12 protein-coding genes and 1 riboswitch are annotated in these 13,705 nt (G+C 62.9%); of the genes, 2 read left to right on the top strand and 10 right to left on the bottom strand.

Translation table 11 applies throughout. The features are described 5' to 3' along the window. Window positions 1-595 precede the first annotated feature (595 nt). The 9 genes from thiH to NOM06_RS11840 all read right to left on the bottom strand — a co-directional run bounded on the left by thiH (window position 596) and on the right by NOM06_RS11840 (window position 10,636). Complete coding sequence (thiH, locus tag NOM06_RS11880) at window positions 596-1,816, bottom strand: 2-iminoacetate synthase ThiH (protein ID WP_255911726.1); 1,221 nt, start codon at window positions 1,814-1,816, stop codon at window positions 596-598. Between the two features lie 20 nt (window positions 1,817-1,836). Beyond that, a complete protein-coding gene (locus tag NOM06_RS11875) occupies window positions 1,837-2,604 on the bottom strand; it encodes a thiazole synthase (protein ID WP_255911721.1) in 768 nt (255 codons plus the stop codon). 85 nt (window positions 2,605-2,689) lie between these two features. Then, window positions 2,690-2,896, bottom strand: a complete 207-nt coding sequence (gene thiS, locus NOM06_RS11870; protein ID WP_255911719.1) for a sulfur carrier protein ThiS — start codon at window positions 2,894-2,896, stop codon at window positions 2,690-2,692. After that, on the bottom strand, window positions 2,893-3,687 hold the full coding sequence (locus tag NOM06_RS11865) for a HesA/MoeB/ThiF family protein (RefSeq protein WP_255911717.1): 795 nt from the start codon (window positions 3,685-3,687) through the stop codon (window positions 2,893-2,895). Before NOM06_RS11865 ends, thiS begins: the two co-directional genes overlap by 4 nt. Further along, window positions 3,677-5,284, bottom strand: a complete 1,608-nt coding sequence (gene thiE / locus NOM06_RS11860) for a thiamine phosphate synthase (RefSeq protein ID WP_255911715.1) — start codon at window positions 5,282-5,284, stop codon at window positions 3,677-3,679. Before thiE ends, NOM06_RS11865 begins: the two co-directional genes overlap by 11 nt. Next, window positions 5,281-7,272, bottom strand: a complete 1,992-nt coding sequence (gene thiC, locus NOM06_RS11855; protein ID WP_305120782.1) for a phosphomethylpyrimidine synthase ThiC — start codon at window positions 7,270-7,272, stop codon at window positions 5,281-5,283. Before thiC ends, thiE begins: the two co-directional genes overlap by 4 nt. 280 nt (window positions 7,273-7,552) lie before the next feature. Then, window positions 7,553-7,665, bottom strand: a riboswitch (TPP riboswitch). Window positions 7,666-7,917: 252 nt separating this feature from the next. Continuing rightward, window positions 7,918-9,381 (bottom strand): aerolysin AerA, encoded by a 1,464-nt coding sequence (aerA, locus tag NOM06_RS11850; RefSeq protein ID WP_255911724.1) that lies wholly within the window; start codon window positions 9,379-9,381, stop codon window positions 7,918-7,920. A gap of 260 nt (window positions 9,382-9,641) precedes the next feature. Further along, window positions 9,642-10,127 (bottom strand): hypothetical protein, encoded by a 486-nt coding sequence (locus NOM06_RS11845; protein ID WP_255911713.1) that lies wholly within the window; start codon window positions 10,125-10,127, stop codon window positions 9,642-9,644. An 86-nt stretch (window positions 10,128-10,213) separates the two neighbouring features. Next, window positions 10,214-10,636, bottom strand: a complete 423-nt coding sequence (locus NOM06_RS11840; RefSeq protein ID WP_005340092.1) for a hypothetical protein — start codon at window positions 10,634-10,636, stop codon at window positions 10,214-10,216. Between the two features lie 88 nt (window positions 10,637-10,724). Between NOM06_RS11840 and NOM06_RS11835 the strand changes: the two genes are divergently transcribed. Then, window positions 10,725-11,393 carry a response regulator transcription factor gene (locus NOM06_RS11835; RefSeq protein ID WP_019446511.1) on the top strand — a complete coding sequence of 223 codons (669 nt, stop codon included), beginning with the start codon at window positions 10,725-10,727 and terminating at the stop codon, window positions 11,391-11,393. After that, on the top strand, window positions 11,390-12,634 hold the full coding sequence (locus tag NOM06_RS11830; RefSeq protein WP_255911712.1) for a HAMP domain-containing sensor histidine kinase: 1,245 nt from the start codon (window positions 11,390-11,392) through the stop codon (window positions 12,632-12,634). The genes NOM06_RS11835 and NOM06_RS11830 overlap by 4 nt, the downstream gene beginning before the upstream one ends. A 95-nt stretch (window positions 12,635-12,729) precedes the next feature. On the opposite strand, the gene rimK is transcribed toward NOM06_RS11830, so the two are convergent. Then, entirely contained in the window at window positions 12,730-13,626 is an 897-nt protein-coding gene (gene rimK, locus NOM06_RS11825) for a 30S ribosomal protein S6--L-glutamate ligase (RefSeq protein WP_005340088.1), read from the bottom strand. Window positions 13,627-13,705: the final 79 nt, after the last annotated feature.

Below are 13,705 nucleotides of genomic sequence, written 5' to 3'. Positions count from 1 at the left end.
GTTTTGTTATCCGGTTTGAAGCCGTATGACCACTCCCTTTTGTGGGCAACTGTCAGGTGAATACCATCTCCATACACGAAGTGAATTGCACCTCTCGTCACAATAGCGGTGCAATGCGCTCCGCTTATTGCACCCTACGACTACCCCTGAGGTTATGGTGGGCACGGTTTTGGTTCCCCCTCTTATTCGCTGAGGCGAGCCCGCTTGTCCAGACCGCGAGACAGGATGTCGAGCGAGCGGCGCCGGGCCATAGATGGCCCGTCGGCGCGTGCCGTCGGACAAGCAGGTGAGCCGAAGGAACCCGACGAAGTCGGGCGAATAAGCGGGGGTGGGCTTTCTTTTGGTGACTTTTTTTGGCCACGCAAAGAAAAGTCACTCGCCCAAGCCCGAAGGGCGAAACCCCTTCGAAGCCAACGGCCTTACATCCTGCACGGCAAAGCCATGCTATCGAACATCCCCTAAAGCGGTAAAACGGACGATTACGCCTGACGGCTAATCGACCCTACGATTGCACGGCGCAGCCGTGCCTGCTCGCCACAGGCACGGAATCTGGCTGGACGCCGGGATGCCACCGGCAAAAGGGGCGTGGCCGCCCCTATCGGCCCAAGAAGGGTTCCCAATCTTTAAACACCGGCTGCAACCCCGCCTGCCGCACGGCGGTGGCCACTTCCCCCACCGGGCGGTCGTCGTGGATGGCGAACTGCTCCAGCTCCTCCGCATCCCCTTCGGCATAGCCCCCCGGCTGGGTGCGCGACTCGGCCGACATCTGGGTGATGCCAAGGCGCACCGCGCCGTTGCGAAAGGTGGCGGACTCGCGGGTGGAGAGGGACAAGTCCAGCGTGGGCGAGAAGAGGCGCCAGGCGCAGATAAGCTGGGCCAACTGGCGATCCGACATGACCACTGCAGGCTCCAGCCCGCCGGTGCAGGGGCGCAGGCGCGGGAAGGAGAGCGAATAGCGGCTCTGCCAGTGGTGGCGCTCAAGCCAGCTCAGATGCTCGGCGACAAAGTAGCTGTCGGCACGCCAGTCCGAGGAGAGACCGATCAGCGCCCCCAACCCGATTTTGTCGATACCGGCGCGGCCGAGCCGGTCCGGCGTGGCGAGGCGCCATGCGATGTCCTGCTTGTTGCCGCGCAGGTGATGGCGGGCGTAGGTGGGGGCGTGGTAGGTCTCCTGATAGACCATGACGGCATCGAGGCCGAGGCTCTTCAGCTCGGCATACTCGTCCTGCGAGAGGGGCTGCACCTCCATCCCTACCGTGCTGAAGTGGCGGCGGATGATGGGCATCACCTGCCGAAAATAGGCGAGCCCCACCTTGTGCTCGTGCTCGCCGGTCACCAGTAGCACGCTGTCAAAACCACGCGCCTTGATGGCCAGACACTCGCGCTCAATCTCCTCTGCATTCAGGGTTTTGCGCTTGAGGCGGTTGCTCATGGAGAAGCCGCAGTAGGTGCAGTCGTTGGCGCAGAGGTTCGACAGATAGAGCGGCACATAAAAGCCGATGGTGTTGCCAAAACGCTGGCGGGTGAGGCGCTCGGCCTCAGCCGCCATCTGCGGCAAATACGCCTCGGCGGCAGGGGAGATCAGCGCCATAAAATCGGCCAGAGTACGGCGGGGTGAACCCAGCGCCCGCGCCACATCGGCGGCGGTCTTGGCGCGGATCTGCATGCCGATATCGTCCCACTCCAGCTCCTGCCATCGGTCGAGAAAGGTAGGCTCCTTAGCCCTCAACCCCGGCGCCCTCACCCCCAGCCCCTCTCCCAGAGGGAGAGGGGGGCAAACCTCTGGCTGCCCTTGGGGCAAGGGGGAGATGTTCATGGTCGCCCCTGTTTCATGACTCATAACGCCCCCAGAAAATCGGTGAGCGGGCTGGAGGCTTGGGCCTGCAGGGCGCGCGCGCCAAGGCCAGCCTCATAGGCGCTGCGCCCGGCGGTGCAGGCCAGCGCAAAGGCGCGGCCCATGGCAATCGGATCGCCGCTCACCGCGATGGCAGTGTTGACCAGCACGGCATCGGCCCCCAGTTCAAAGGCGGCGGCGGCGTGGCTCGGCGCACCTATGCCCGCATCCACCACCACAGGCACATTGGCCTGCTCGACGATGATGGAGAGAAACTCCCGGGTCACTAGCCCCTGATTGGAACCGATGGGCGCGCCGAGCGGCATCACGGCGGCGCAGCCCACCTCTTCCAGCCGCTTGCAGAGCACGGGGTCGGCACCGCAGTAGGGCAGCACCACAAAGCCCTCTTTCACCAGCTGCTCGGCGGCTTTCAGCGTCTCGATGGGATCGGGCAAGAGGTAACGAGGATCGGGGTGGATCTCCAGCTTCAGCCAGTTCGTCCCCAGCGCCTCGCGGGCGAGATGGGCGGCAAACACCGCCTCGGCGGCGGTCTTGGCGCCGGAGGTGTTGGGCAGCAGCTTGACCCCGAGTTGCAGCAAGGGGCTCAGGATATCGTCGTGGGCCTTGCCCGGTTCGAGCCGCTTGATGGCCATGGTGACCAGCCGGGAGCCGCTCGCCTCGATGGCGGCGGCCATCAATTCCGGGCGGGCGAACTTGCCGGTGCCGGTAAAGAGGCGCGATGAGAAGGTGTGATCGGCAATCTTGAGCATGTCAGCCTCCGGCCACTGCGATAAGAAGAGATGAGGCCCCGCCGCAAGGCAGAGCGCTCGAAGATGGGACTGCAAGCATCATGGATCAGCCTCCGGCAATGGCGGTGAAGAGGTGAAGTTCGTCCCCGTCATTGAGACGGGTCTCGGCCCAGCGGCCACGGGGCAGCACGGCGCCGTTAAGGGCCACCGCTACGCCATGTGGATTGACCCCCTGCGCGGCCAGCAGGTCGGCCACACTCTGCCCTGCCGCCAGCGACTGGGCTTTATCGTTGAGTCGAATGGTCAAGGTCATGGGGAGATCTCCTTATCGTGTGTCGGGCATCGGCGCAGCCCGCAAACCGGGCAATCGGGATCGGGGGCCAAAGTGAGGGTCTGCCACTGATGGGTCAAAGCATCGAAGCGGCGCAGTGTGCCCGCGACCGGGCTTGCCATCCCGAGCAGCAGCTTCAATGCCTCCAGCGCCTGCAAAGAGCCCATCACTCCGACCAGCGGGCCGGTGACACCGCTGGTCTCGCAGCTCTGATTCACCTTGGTATCCAGCGGATAGAGGCAGGCGTAGCAGGCGTGATCGCTGCTGGTGCGCGCCATCAGCTGCCCCTGCCAACCCACCGCGGCGGCGGAGATCCAGGGCTTGCCCTGAGCCACGCAGGCGGCGTTGATGGCCTGCCGGGTGGCGAGGTTGTCGCAGCAGTCGATCACCAGATCTACCTCGGCCACAAACTCCGGCAGGCTGGCGGCATCGAGCCGCTGGTTGATGGCGATCAGCTCCACCAGCGGGTTGTGGGCCGCCAAGCGCTCGCGGGCCAGCTCCGCCTTGGAGTGGTTGACCGCCTCGGAGTCGAACAGGATCTGGCGCGGCAGGTTGCTGGAGTCCACCGTATCGCCATCGGCCAGCCACAAGGTGCCGACACCGGCACCGGCCAGATAGAGGGCGAGCGGCGAGCCGAGCCCGCCGAGACCGACGATCAGCACAGACTTATCTTTCAGCCGTGCCTGACCCGCCTCCCCCACTTCCGCCAGCATCAGCTGGCGGCCGTATCGCAGATACTCTTTGTCACTAATAGAAGCGGCATCAGAGAGCATGTTCTGCCTCCCGTATAACGGTGGCCGAGCGCGGCTCATCCCCCGCCCCGACGGCGGCGAGCAGCCGCTCGGTCGCCCCCTGCCAGTCGTCGCTGGCGGTGATGGCCGAGACCAGCGCGATACTGCCGACCCCGCTTGCCTTGACCGCCGCCACCCGCTCCTCGCTGATGCCGCCGATGGCGACCGTGGGCCACTCCGCCATCAGGGCGCAGTAGCGATGCAGCCGCACCAGCCCCTGCGGGCGCGAAGGCATCGCCTTGGTGTTGGTCGGGAAGATATGGCCGAGCGCCATATAGGAGGGGGCCAGCTCGCGGGCCCGCATCAGCTCGAAGTAGCCGTGGGTGGAGATGCCAAGGCGCAGTCCGGCGGCCTGAATGGCGGCGAGATCGGCGGTTTCCATATCCTCCTGCCCCAGATGCACGCCCCAGGCGCCCGCCTCGATGGCCTGTTGCCAGTAGTCGTTGATAAAGAGCCGCGCCCCATGGCGGCGACCAAGCTCTACCGCATCACGAATGGCTGGCGCCACCTCTGCGGCGGGCAGATCCTTGATCCGCAGCTGGATGGTCTTGACCCCCAGCCCCAACAGGCGGCGCAGCCACTCGACCGAATCGACCACCGGATAGAGGCCGAGGTTGTGTTCGGTCGGCGCAAAGGGGCCCTGCGGCAGGCGGGAGCTGCTCGGCTCATAAAGGCCGAAGCGGCGATCGAGGGTTGATCCCGCCAACACGGCGCGGGGGAAGTGGGCAAGACAGGTCGGCCAGCCGAGATGGGCGATGGGGCCGGGGCCTGCCCCCACTCCTTGCGCCGCCGCCAACCCCTGTTGCAGGTAGGCTCGCGCCAGGGTGATGGCGTCCTCCACCGGATAATCCTGCGCCACCACGGCGGCGATGGCGCTGGCGTAGCAGCAACCTGTGCCGTGGCCATGGCGGGTATTCAGGCGCGGCGCGGCGAGCCAGAATTCGCGGGTCTCGTCCTGGTAGTAATCGAGGCAGAGCTCACCGCTCCAACCCAGATGGCCCCCCTTGACCAGCACGGCACGGGCGCCCAGTTCGCGCAGCCGCTGGGCGGCGAAGCGCACCAACACAGGGCTGGTCGCGGGAATGCCGGTCAGGGCTTCCAGTTCGGGGCCGTTGGGGGTGATGAGCGACAGACGTGGCAACAGCTGTTCGCGCACCGCTTCCAGCATATTGGGCTCCGCCATCGGGGTACCGGTGCTGGCGATGGCCACCGGGTCGTAGACCACGAAGGGAGCCTCGATAGTTGCCAGTCGGCGAGCCAACACCTCGACGTGGAGCCGGGTCGGCAGCAGACCGATCTTGATGGCGGCGGGCGGCAGATCGACGCCGAGGGCGTCGATCTGGGCGGTGAAGGTCTGCATCAGCACGGGGTCAACCATCTTCACCGCCACCGAGTTCTGGGCGGTGATGGCGGAGATAACCGAGCAACCGTGCACGCCAAGGTCGTGCAATGTGTGCAGATCTGCCTGAATGCCGGCGCCGCCGCCGGAGTCTGAACCGGCGATGGTCCAGACAACCGGGCGAGAGTCGGTCACAGGCGGCAGATCGGCGGGGCTGAAAGCCCCGCTTGCGCTGCTCACGCCTCCTCCCCTGCGGCCTGTTTCAGTGCCGCCGCCTGATGGTAGATCTCGCCACCGGTCTCCTTGAAGGTTTCCGCCATGCGGGCCATGCCGCTCTCCACCTGAGCCACTACCTGCTCCTGCTGGCCATCCATGCCGACCAGCTTGATCTCCACAGCCTCCAGCTTTGCTGCGTAGTCACGCACATCCTGGGTGATCTTCATGGAGCAGAACTTGGGCCCGCACATGGAGCAGAAGTGGGCCACCTTGCCGGACTCCTGCGGCAGGGTCTCGTCGTGGTAGGCACGGGCGGTGTCGGGGTCGAGGGCCAGATTGAACTGATCCTCCCAGCGGAACTCGAAGCGCGCCTTGGACATGGCGTTGTCGCGGATTTGGGCACCCGGATGCCCCTTGGCCAGATCGGCGGCGTGAGCGGCGATCTTGTAGGTAATCAGCCCCTGCTTCACATCCTCCTTGTTGGGCAGCCCCAAATGCTCCTTGGGGGTGACGTAGCAGAGCATGGCGCAGCCGTACCAGCCGATGAGCGCGGCGCCGATGCCGGAGGTGAAGTGATCGTAACCCGGCGCGATATCGGTGGTGAGCGGGCCAAGGGTGTAGAACGGCGCCTCGTGGCAGTGCTCCAGCTGCTCGGTCATGTTGCGCTCGATCATGTGCATCGGCACGTGACCCGGCCCCTCGATCATCACCTGCACGTCGTACTCCCAAGCAATTTTGGTGAGCTCGCCCAAGGTGCGCAGCTCGGCGAACTGGGCCTCGTCGTTGGCGTCATAGACGGAGCCCGGACGCAGACCATCGCCCAGCGACAGGGCCACGTCATAGGCGGCGCAGATCTCGCAGATCTCGCGGAAGTGCTGGTAGAGGAAGTTCTCTTTATGGTGGGAGAGGCACCACTTGGCCATGATGCTGCCGCCGCGCGACACGATGCCGGTGAGGCGCTTGGCGGTCATCGGCACGAAGCGCAGCAGGACGCCAGCGTGGATGGTGAAGTAGTCCACCCCCTGCTCGGCCTGCTCCAGCAGGGTATCGCGGAACAGCTCCCAGGTGAGGTCTTCGGCGATGCCGTTGGTCTTCTCCAGCGCCTGATAGATGGGCACGGTACCGATGGGGACAGGGCTGTTGCGCAGGATCCACTCGCGGGTCTCGTGGATGTAGCGGCCGGTGGAGAGATCCATCACTGTGTCGGCGCCCCAGCGGGTGGACCAGACCAGCTTCTCCACCTCCTCTTCGATGCTGGAGGTGACCGCCGAGTTGCCGATGTTGGCGTTGATCTTCACCAGAAAATTGCGGCCGATGATCATCGGCTCCGCTTCCGGGTGGTTGATGTTGCTGGGGATGATGGCGCGACCGGCGGCCACCTCATCGCGCACAAATTCGGGGGTGATGTTCTGGGGCAAACGGGCACCGAAATCGCGGCCCGGATGCTGGGTGTGCAGGAGCTCGGAACACACCCGCTCGCGACCCATGTTCTCGCGAATGGCGATAAATTCCATCTCGGGGGTGACGATACCGGCGCGGGCATAGTGGAGCTGGGTGACCCGGCGGCCCGGCTTGGCGCGGCGCGGCTTGGGCAGATGTTCGAAGCGCAGGTGATCCAGCCCCTCGTCGGCCAGCCGCTCCTGAGTGAAGGTAGAGCTGAGCCCCGGCAGTTCGTCGGTATCATCGCGCTCCAGCACCCAGTTTTCCCGCAGGCGCGGCAGGCCGCGGCGCACGTCGATGGCGACCCCCTCCTCCCCGTAACGGCCCGAGGTGTCGTAGACCGGCACCGGCTCGTTGGGCTCGAATTGGGGATTTTCTTTGGTGCCGCCGACGAAGGTATCGGCCAGCTGGATTTCCCGCAGGGGCACCCGGATATCGGCGCGGGAGCCTTCGATAAAGATGCGGCGGGAGTTGGGGTGAGCCATCCCCTTGAGGCTGTCGATAAAGGCCTGAGCGCTAGAGCGCTGCTCGCGGCGGCTGGATTTGGCGGTATCAGATACATTGGTAGACATAGCAAAACTCACATTAACTGGTTGAAGTTATGGGTGTTTGCTTGTCTGGAGTTCGAGGAGAAGATGAACTTGCGGCGGGGTGTTTATGTCGGGAGGGAGTGCGCGCGGGATGGATCTCCGCTCTGCCGTGCTGCCGCTTCCTGCTCTCTGCACGCTGTGGGCAAGGCGCCCCACATGCTGGACAACCGGACGGGACAGACTCCCTCCTGTGCGCCCTGACCCACCAAGGGTGCTCCCTTCGATGAGCGGAAGAGGCTTGTTCCTCCTCCGGCGCGGTAACCCGCAAGTTACCCTTGTTCCCTTCGCAGGTTTTAACCTGATCAGGTTCCACGGATCCCGAATTAACGGTCTCAGCTTCGCGTCGTTCGACGGTCAGCACTCCGACAAGATGGCGCCAGTATAAGGGGGAAAATTTAAAGCACAAGCCGTTAACAATCTGGCCAACACGCCTCTTTCAACAAATGAGTGAACGATGCCTCGCTCACGGGGCCACCCCAAGTACAGGTCAAACCTGCGTAGGCATCACCTTGGCAAGCCATAGCTTCCTGTTGTGATCATTCAGGGACAAGAGGAGAAAAAGAGGGAAAATCGAGGGGCGCAGGGCAAACAGAAACAGGCCCCTATGAAAGGGGCCTGCGAGTGAGGTTATTGAACCGGAACTATGGTCAGGGATACATTGCCAAACCCTTCGTTGGCAAGGGCCTCCTGATCCAAATCCACACCGGTAAGCGCCACCTCATCGGCAGAGGCACTGCGCAGCTGGGCAGACTTCGCGGAACGGGTCTGGGGCTGACCGATTTCGATATCGCCGGCAAACTGGCTTTCGGCATAGAAGTCACCGGTCACCGCCGAACGGATCGGGCGCAGCACACGACCCAAGTTATTCTGCATGGTCGACAAACCATACTCGCTGATGGTCCAGTTCCAGTCCCACCACTTCACTTCACCCGGGATATAACGCTTGTCCCACTGATAGCGGATGCTGCTGGCCTTGTCGCGGAACGGGCCGACGGCAAAGGTGTGCTCCCAGGTCGGACGATTCTCCGGATGGGTATACCAGGCATTGCCGCCCCAACGCAGGAAGCCCCTCATGGTCAGGTCATAATTGACCTCGGCCTTGAACTCGTAGGGGTAGGAGATGTTGGACTTGTAGAGGGCAACCCGCACCGGCAGGCTGGAGTGAGGCGGCACCGTGGGGCGCGCTTCAACCGAGACGGTCTCGGTCGTCGAGCCCCCTTTCTGGGAGGCCCAGCTCTGGCTCGCCGCGATCTCTATGGCCAGTTCGGTTTCCCCCACCAGCGGCCACTGAAACTTGTTCTTGGTGGTCACCTTCTCGCTCAGGCTGTAGGTGTCGGTCTTCGACCAGTTGGTGGCCTTGTCGTACTTCAGGGTCACCACCACCTGCTGGGGCAGATCCGTGTAGTTGGTCGCATTGGCCGTGATGGTCTTGACCAGCTGCTTGCCGCTCTCGGTGACCTGACCATGGCTGAAGGAGTCGGGTTCCAGGGTATATGAGAAGTTGCTTACCTTGATGGAGCTCTTCTCCCCGCAACGATATCCGGAGCAGCCGCCGTCATTATTTCCCTTTATCAGCCAGCCATCGCCAACCCGGGTAACATCCATATCTTCCCCGACATAGGGGCTATGATTTCCACCCACCCAGGCGTATCCCAAATAATGGGCGAGATAACTGACTGGCTTGGTAAAATAATCATTGTCGTGGACAAGCCGCCATTGCACATCGACCTCATCACCCGCCGGAATATTCCAGTCAGAGAGTGTTGGTATTTCTCCGGAAACCGGTGAGTTGGGATAACACCAGGTTTCTCCGGCAGTGCCCTGTTTGATTTCGCCATTATATCCCGGCCCCATAATCACCCAGCGATCCGCCAGCCCGGTAATCTGCCACAGCCCCATGCGGCTGACCAGATTACCCTTGATACTCATAGCTTCATCGCGGGTCAGAGGACGGTAACCACTGGCACAGACGCCCGTGCCAAGACCCGCCCACTTGACCTGATCAGGGTAGACAGGTTCAGCCGCCTGCACCTGCGCGAGCATCAATGAAGACGCCAAAAACGCCAGATTGGCGGTAATTATTCTATTCATCATTTATCCCTCTTTCAGACATACGATAATTGTTATTGTGTAGAAATATCCTTTTTCATTTGACAGGTATGGACTCCGACAAAACCTGACACAAATAAAATAAACCACCAAAAAACATCCATGACAAACAAAATAATGGTGATGCAGGAAAATAATTAGAGCGATGACTTTATTGAGGAATAAATCATAAATATTGTGACAGATATTATTTAATACCTGCCACAATATGGTGAAGCTATATTAAATAAGAAGATGCTGAATTACTCTTCCGGATTGACCACTTCAATTCCCTGCAATATTCCATCCGCCGAACGGATCAATACCAGCTCGCTTCCGGCATGCAGATCGGCGGCCGAACCGTTGACCCAGCGCACCTGCGGATTGAGTCGCACAGTGCCCAGGGTTGCCAGCGTGAGCTGCCGGTCATCGAAGGATTGCAGGCGATCTTGCGCCCGCTGCCAGGGCTGATTGGCCAGCGGGGCTCTGGCGGCCAGCAGCTCAATGCGGGTGGCAACGCCATCGGCCACCAGCAGGGCGAGCTGGTCGCCGGGTTTGAGTGGCTGCGGCCAAATCTCCCCCTGCCGCCAGATGGCGGCACTGCCCAGCTCCACTTCGGCCCCCTGAAATTGCAGGCGGATGCCGTCGCTGTGCTCCAGCTCCACCAGCCACAATTCGTCGGCTCCCGCCTGCGCCGCCCAGAGCGGCACACCCAGCATCCATGCACACCACTTCCTCGATTGTTCCATCTTCGTTCGTCCCTGAACAAAAAGCCCATGCTGGACAAGCATGGGCTTCATTCGGGAGCATTTCTAATCGGAACGCAGAGATCGGATCAGTCATCCTCGCGGCAGCGGCTCAGGCGCATGCCGTCAAACTTGCACTCCAGCTCCAGCCAGCGCCCTTCGAACGGCGCCAGACTGTTATCCGAGGTGGTGTAGCCCCAGATCCTCCCCCCTTCCACCGGCCCCTCCAGATCCATCTCGTCCTTGTCATCTTCGTCGAGGGCTTCGACCTTGCGTACATAGCGCACGCCGTTCTCCACCACCCCTTTCATCTCGACCCAGGTGCCGCCGAGATCATCCTCGTTGAGCCAATCCTTGAAGCGGGTCTGGTCATCGATCACGAACGGCATGCCGTTGACCATCAACTGGCCAAGCTGCCAGGTGGTGCGGCCGGTCAGTTTGAATTCGGTCGCCTGTGCGGTGCCAAGTGGCAACAAGATCAGCAACAGGAGGGCGCAGAGAGACTTCTTCATCAGGGATCCTCGGGGTTACACTGGCAAACAGGATGCCGAATCCGGTGTGAAAAGAGCGTGAAACGCTCACCAACCAGGAGAGCAAAGCATGAAGATTTTGGTAGTGGAAGACAATCCTCAGGTGGCGGAAACCATCATGGATTATCTGGAGCTGGCCGGTCACCGCCTCGATTGTGCCTATCACGGTCAGGCGGCGCTGCAACTGCTGGAGGAGCAGCGTTTCGACGTCATCATCATGGATGTGATGATGCCGCGCCTCGATGGTCTCAGCACGGTGGCGCGCCTGCGCGAGCAGGGGATTGCCACTCCCGTGCTGTTTCTCACCGCCCGCGACAGCCTGGAGGACAAGCTGGCGGGCTTCAAGGCCGGTGGCGACGACTATCTGGTCAAGCCGTTCGCCATGGAGGAGCTGGAGGTACGGCTGCAAGCCCTGAGCCTGCGCGGTCCGCGCGGCGATGTGGGGGCCATCAGCTTTGGCGATCTGACGGTCGATGTCGCCAGCGGCCGCGCCACCCGCGCCGGTGAGCCCCTCAAACTCGGCAAGATCCCGTTCCAAATCCTCGCCCTGCTGGCCCGCCGCGCCCCCGCCATTGTCAGCCGTCAGGAGGTGCTCGACACCGTCTGGGGGGATGAGGAGCCCGACTCCGATGCCCTGCGCAGCCATATCTACGCCCTGCGCAACGCGCTCGACAAGCCCTTCCCCACTCCCATGCTGGAGACCCTGCACGGTCAGGGCTATCGACTGGTGAGCGCATGAGCCTGCCGAGCCTGCGCCGCCGCCTGATCATGGCGCTCGGCGGCGCCGGGGTAGTACTGCTGATCCTACTCTCCGGCCTGATGCTGGTGGCCGAGGACAAGATGGAGGAGCTGAGCCTGCGCCACTGGCTGGAAGCCGAAGTGACCCGCTACAGCGATGACTGGCTGCGACTCGGCCCGGCCGCCGCAGCCCCGAGCCCCAGACAGTTCTCCAGCTACTGGACCGAAGCGGGCCGTCTGCCGAAATGGCTGAAGCCCTACCAGACTCCCGGCTTTTTCGAGCATCAGCTGGGCAAGGAGGACAAACACTTTCTGGTGGCCCGTCACCCCTCCGGTGAGGGACTGCTCTATCTGGTGTTCAATGACGACGCCGATGACTACCTCGACCCCTACGAGGACAAGCTGCATCTGGCCACTCGGCTGATCGGGCTGGCGCTGCTGCTCGCCTGCCTCGGCTTCGGCATCTGGCTGGTACGCCATATCACAGGGCCGCTGCAACGGCTGCAACAGAGGGTCGCCCACCTCACTCCGGATCAGGCGGATTTCGAGCCCGACGCCCCCTGGCAGGAGCTGCGCGATATCGAACTGGCACTGTTGGCCGGTAAACAGGAGGTGAGCGCGGTATTCGCCCGCGAGCAGGAGTTCAGCCGCTTCGCCAGCCACGAGCTGCGCACCCCCAACATGGTGATCCAGGGCTCGGCCGCGCTGCTCGGCAAGGTGACGGATCTGCCCGCGCCGGCCGCCCGCGCCACCACCCGCATCCGCGCCGCCGCCGACGAGATGGCGCTGCTCACCGAGACCTTCCTGCTGCTGGGCCGCAAGGAGGCGGTGGAGCGGCCGCTGCAGCAGGTCACCCCGCTGATCCGTAAGGAGCTGGCCCGCCTCGCTCCGCTGTTGCAGCGGGAGGCACTCGATATCCGGCTTAATCTGGACGAGAGCAGCGAAGTCAACGCCCCCCTCTCCCTGCTCGCCATTGCCCTCGGCAACCTGCTGAAAAATGCCCTGAGCTATGCCGAAGGACATATCGACATCGAGCTGTGTGGCCCGGTGCTCACCATCAGCAACCCGACGGCAGCGGCGCCGGATCAGATCCTCGGCTACGGCTGCGGCCTCACCATCATCCAGCGCATCTGCGAGAAGCTGGGCTGGCAGATCGACACCCGGCTCGAGGATGGCGTATTTAGCGCAAGGCTGGCGATGATCACTACCGAACAGTTCCCTCTCCCTTTGGGAGAGGGTTAGGGTGAGGGCGCAGTGGCACCGCCAACCCACCAGCCAGATAGCAACAAGGCGCCCGAGGGCGCCCTGTTTATATCTGACGGATGCAAGCTTGAGGCTCACTCCGCCGGTTTGTTCTTGCGGCTCGCCTTGAGTTCGAGGAACTCGATGATCTTGCCAGCCACATCCTTGCCGGAGGCGGCTTCCACCCCTTGCAGGCCGGGGGAGGAGTTGACCTCCAGCACCAGCGGGCCACGGGCGCTACGCAGGATATCCACCCCCGCTACATCCAGCCCCATGATCTTGGCGGCCTGCACCGCGGTGGCGCGCTCCTCCGGGGTGATCTTGATCGCTTCGGCAGTACCGCCACGGTGCAGGTTGGAGCGAAATTCCCCCGGCTGGGCCTGACGGCGCATGGCGGCAACCACCTTGCCGTTGACCACCAGACAGCGGATATCGGCGCCATTGGCCTCGCGGATATACTCCTGCACCAGAATGTTGTTGTTGGTCTGGATAAAGGCCTCGATCACGCTCTCGGCGGCTTTCTGGGTCTCGCAGAGCACCACGCCAATCCCCTGGGTACCCTCCAGCAGCTTCACCACCAGCGGCGCCCCGCCCACCATGGTGATGAGGTCGGGTACGTCGTGGGTGCTGTGGGCATAGCCGGTGATGGGCAGGCCGATGCCATGGCGGGAGAGCAGCTGCATCGCCCGCAGCTTGTCGCGGGAGCGGCTGATGGCCACCGAGCTGTTGAGGGCCATGGTGTTCATCATCTCGAACTGGCGCAGCACGGCGGTACCGTAGGCGGTAATGCTGGCCCCGATCCGCGGGATCACGGCGTCATAGCTTCCCAGCTCCCCCCCCTCGTAGTGAATGGAGGGGTTGTGGGAAGCGATATTCATATAGCAGCGCAGGGTGTCGAGCACCTCTACCTGATGACCGCGCGCCTGCGCCACCTCGACCAGACGGCGGGTGGAGTAGTTTTTCGGCTCACGGGATAAAATGGCGATCTTCATGACAATTCCGCTAGAAGGCTATGCCTGGGCAGGATGGGGCGGGAGAGTATAAGGTGCCACAGCGCCAAGACAACGCCAA

Source organism: Aeromonas sp. JL9 (assembly GCF_024436075.1).
In the GTDB taxonomy this organism is placed as follows: domain Bacteria; phylum Pseudomonadota; class Gammaproteobacteria; order Enterobacterales; family Aeromonadaceae; genus Aeromonas; species Aeromonas veronii.
Note: the sequence above shows the minus strand (reverse complement) of the source record. Positions and strands in the feature narration are given on the sequence as shown.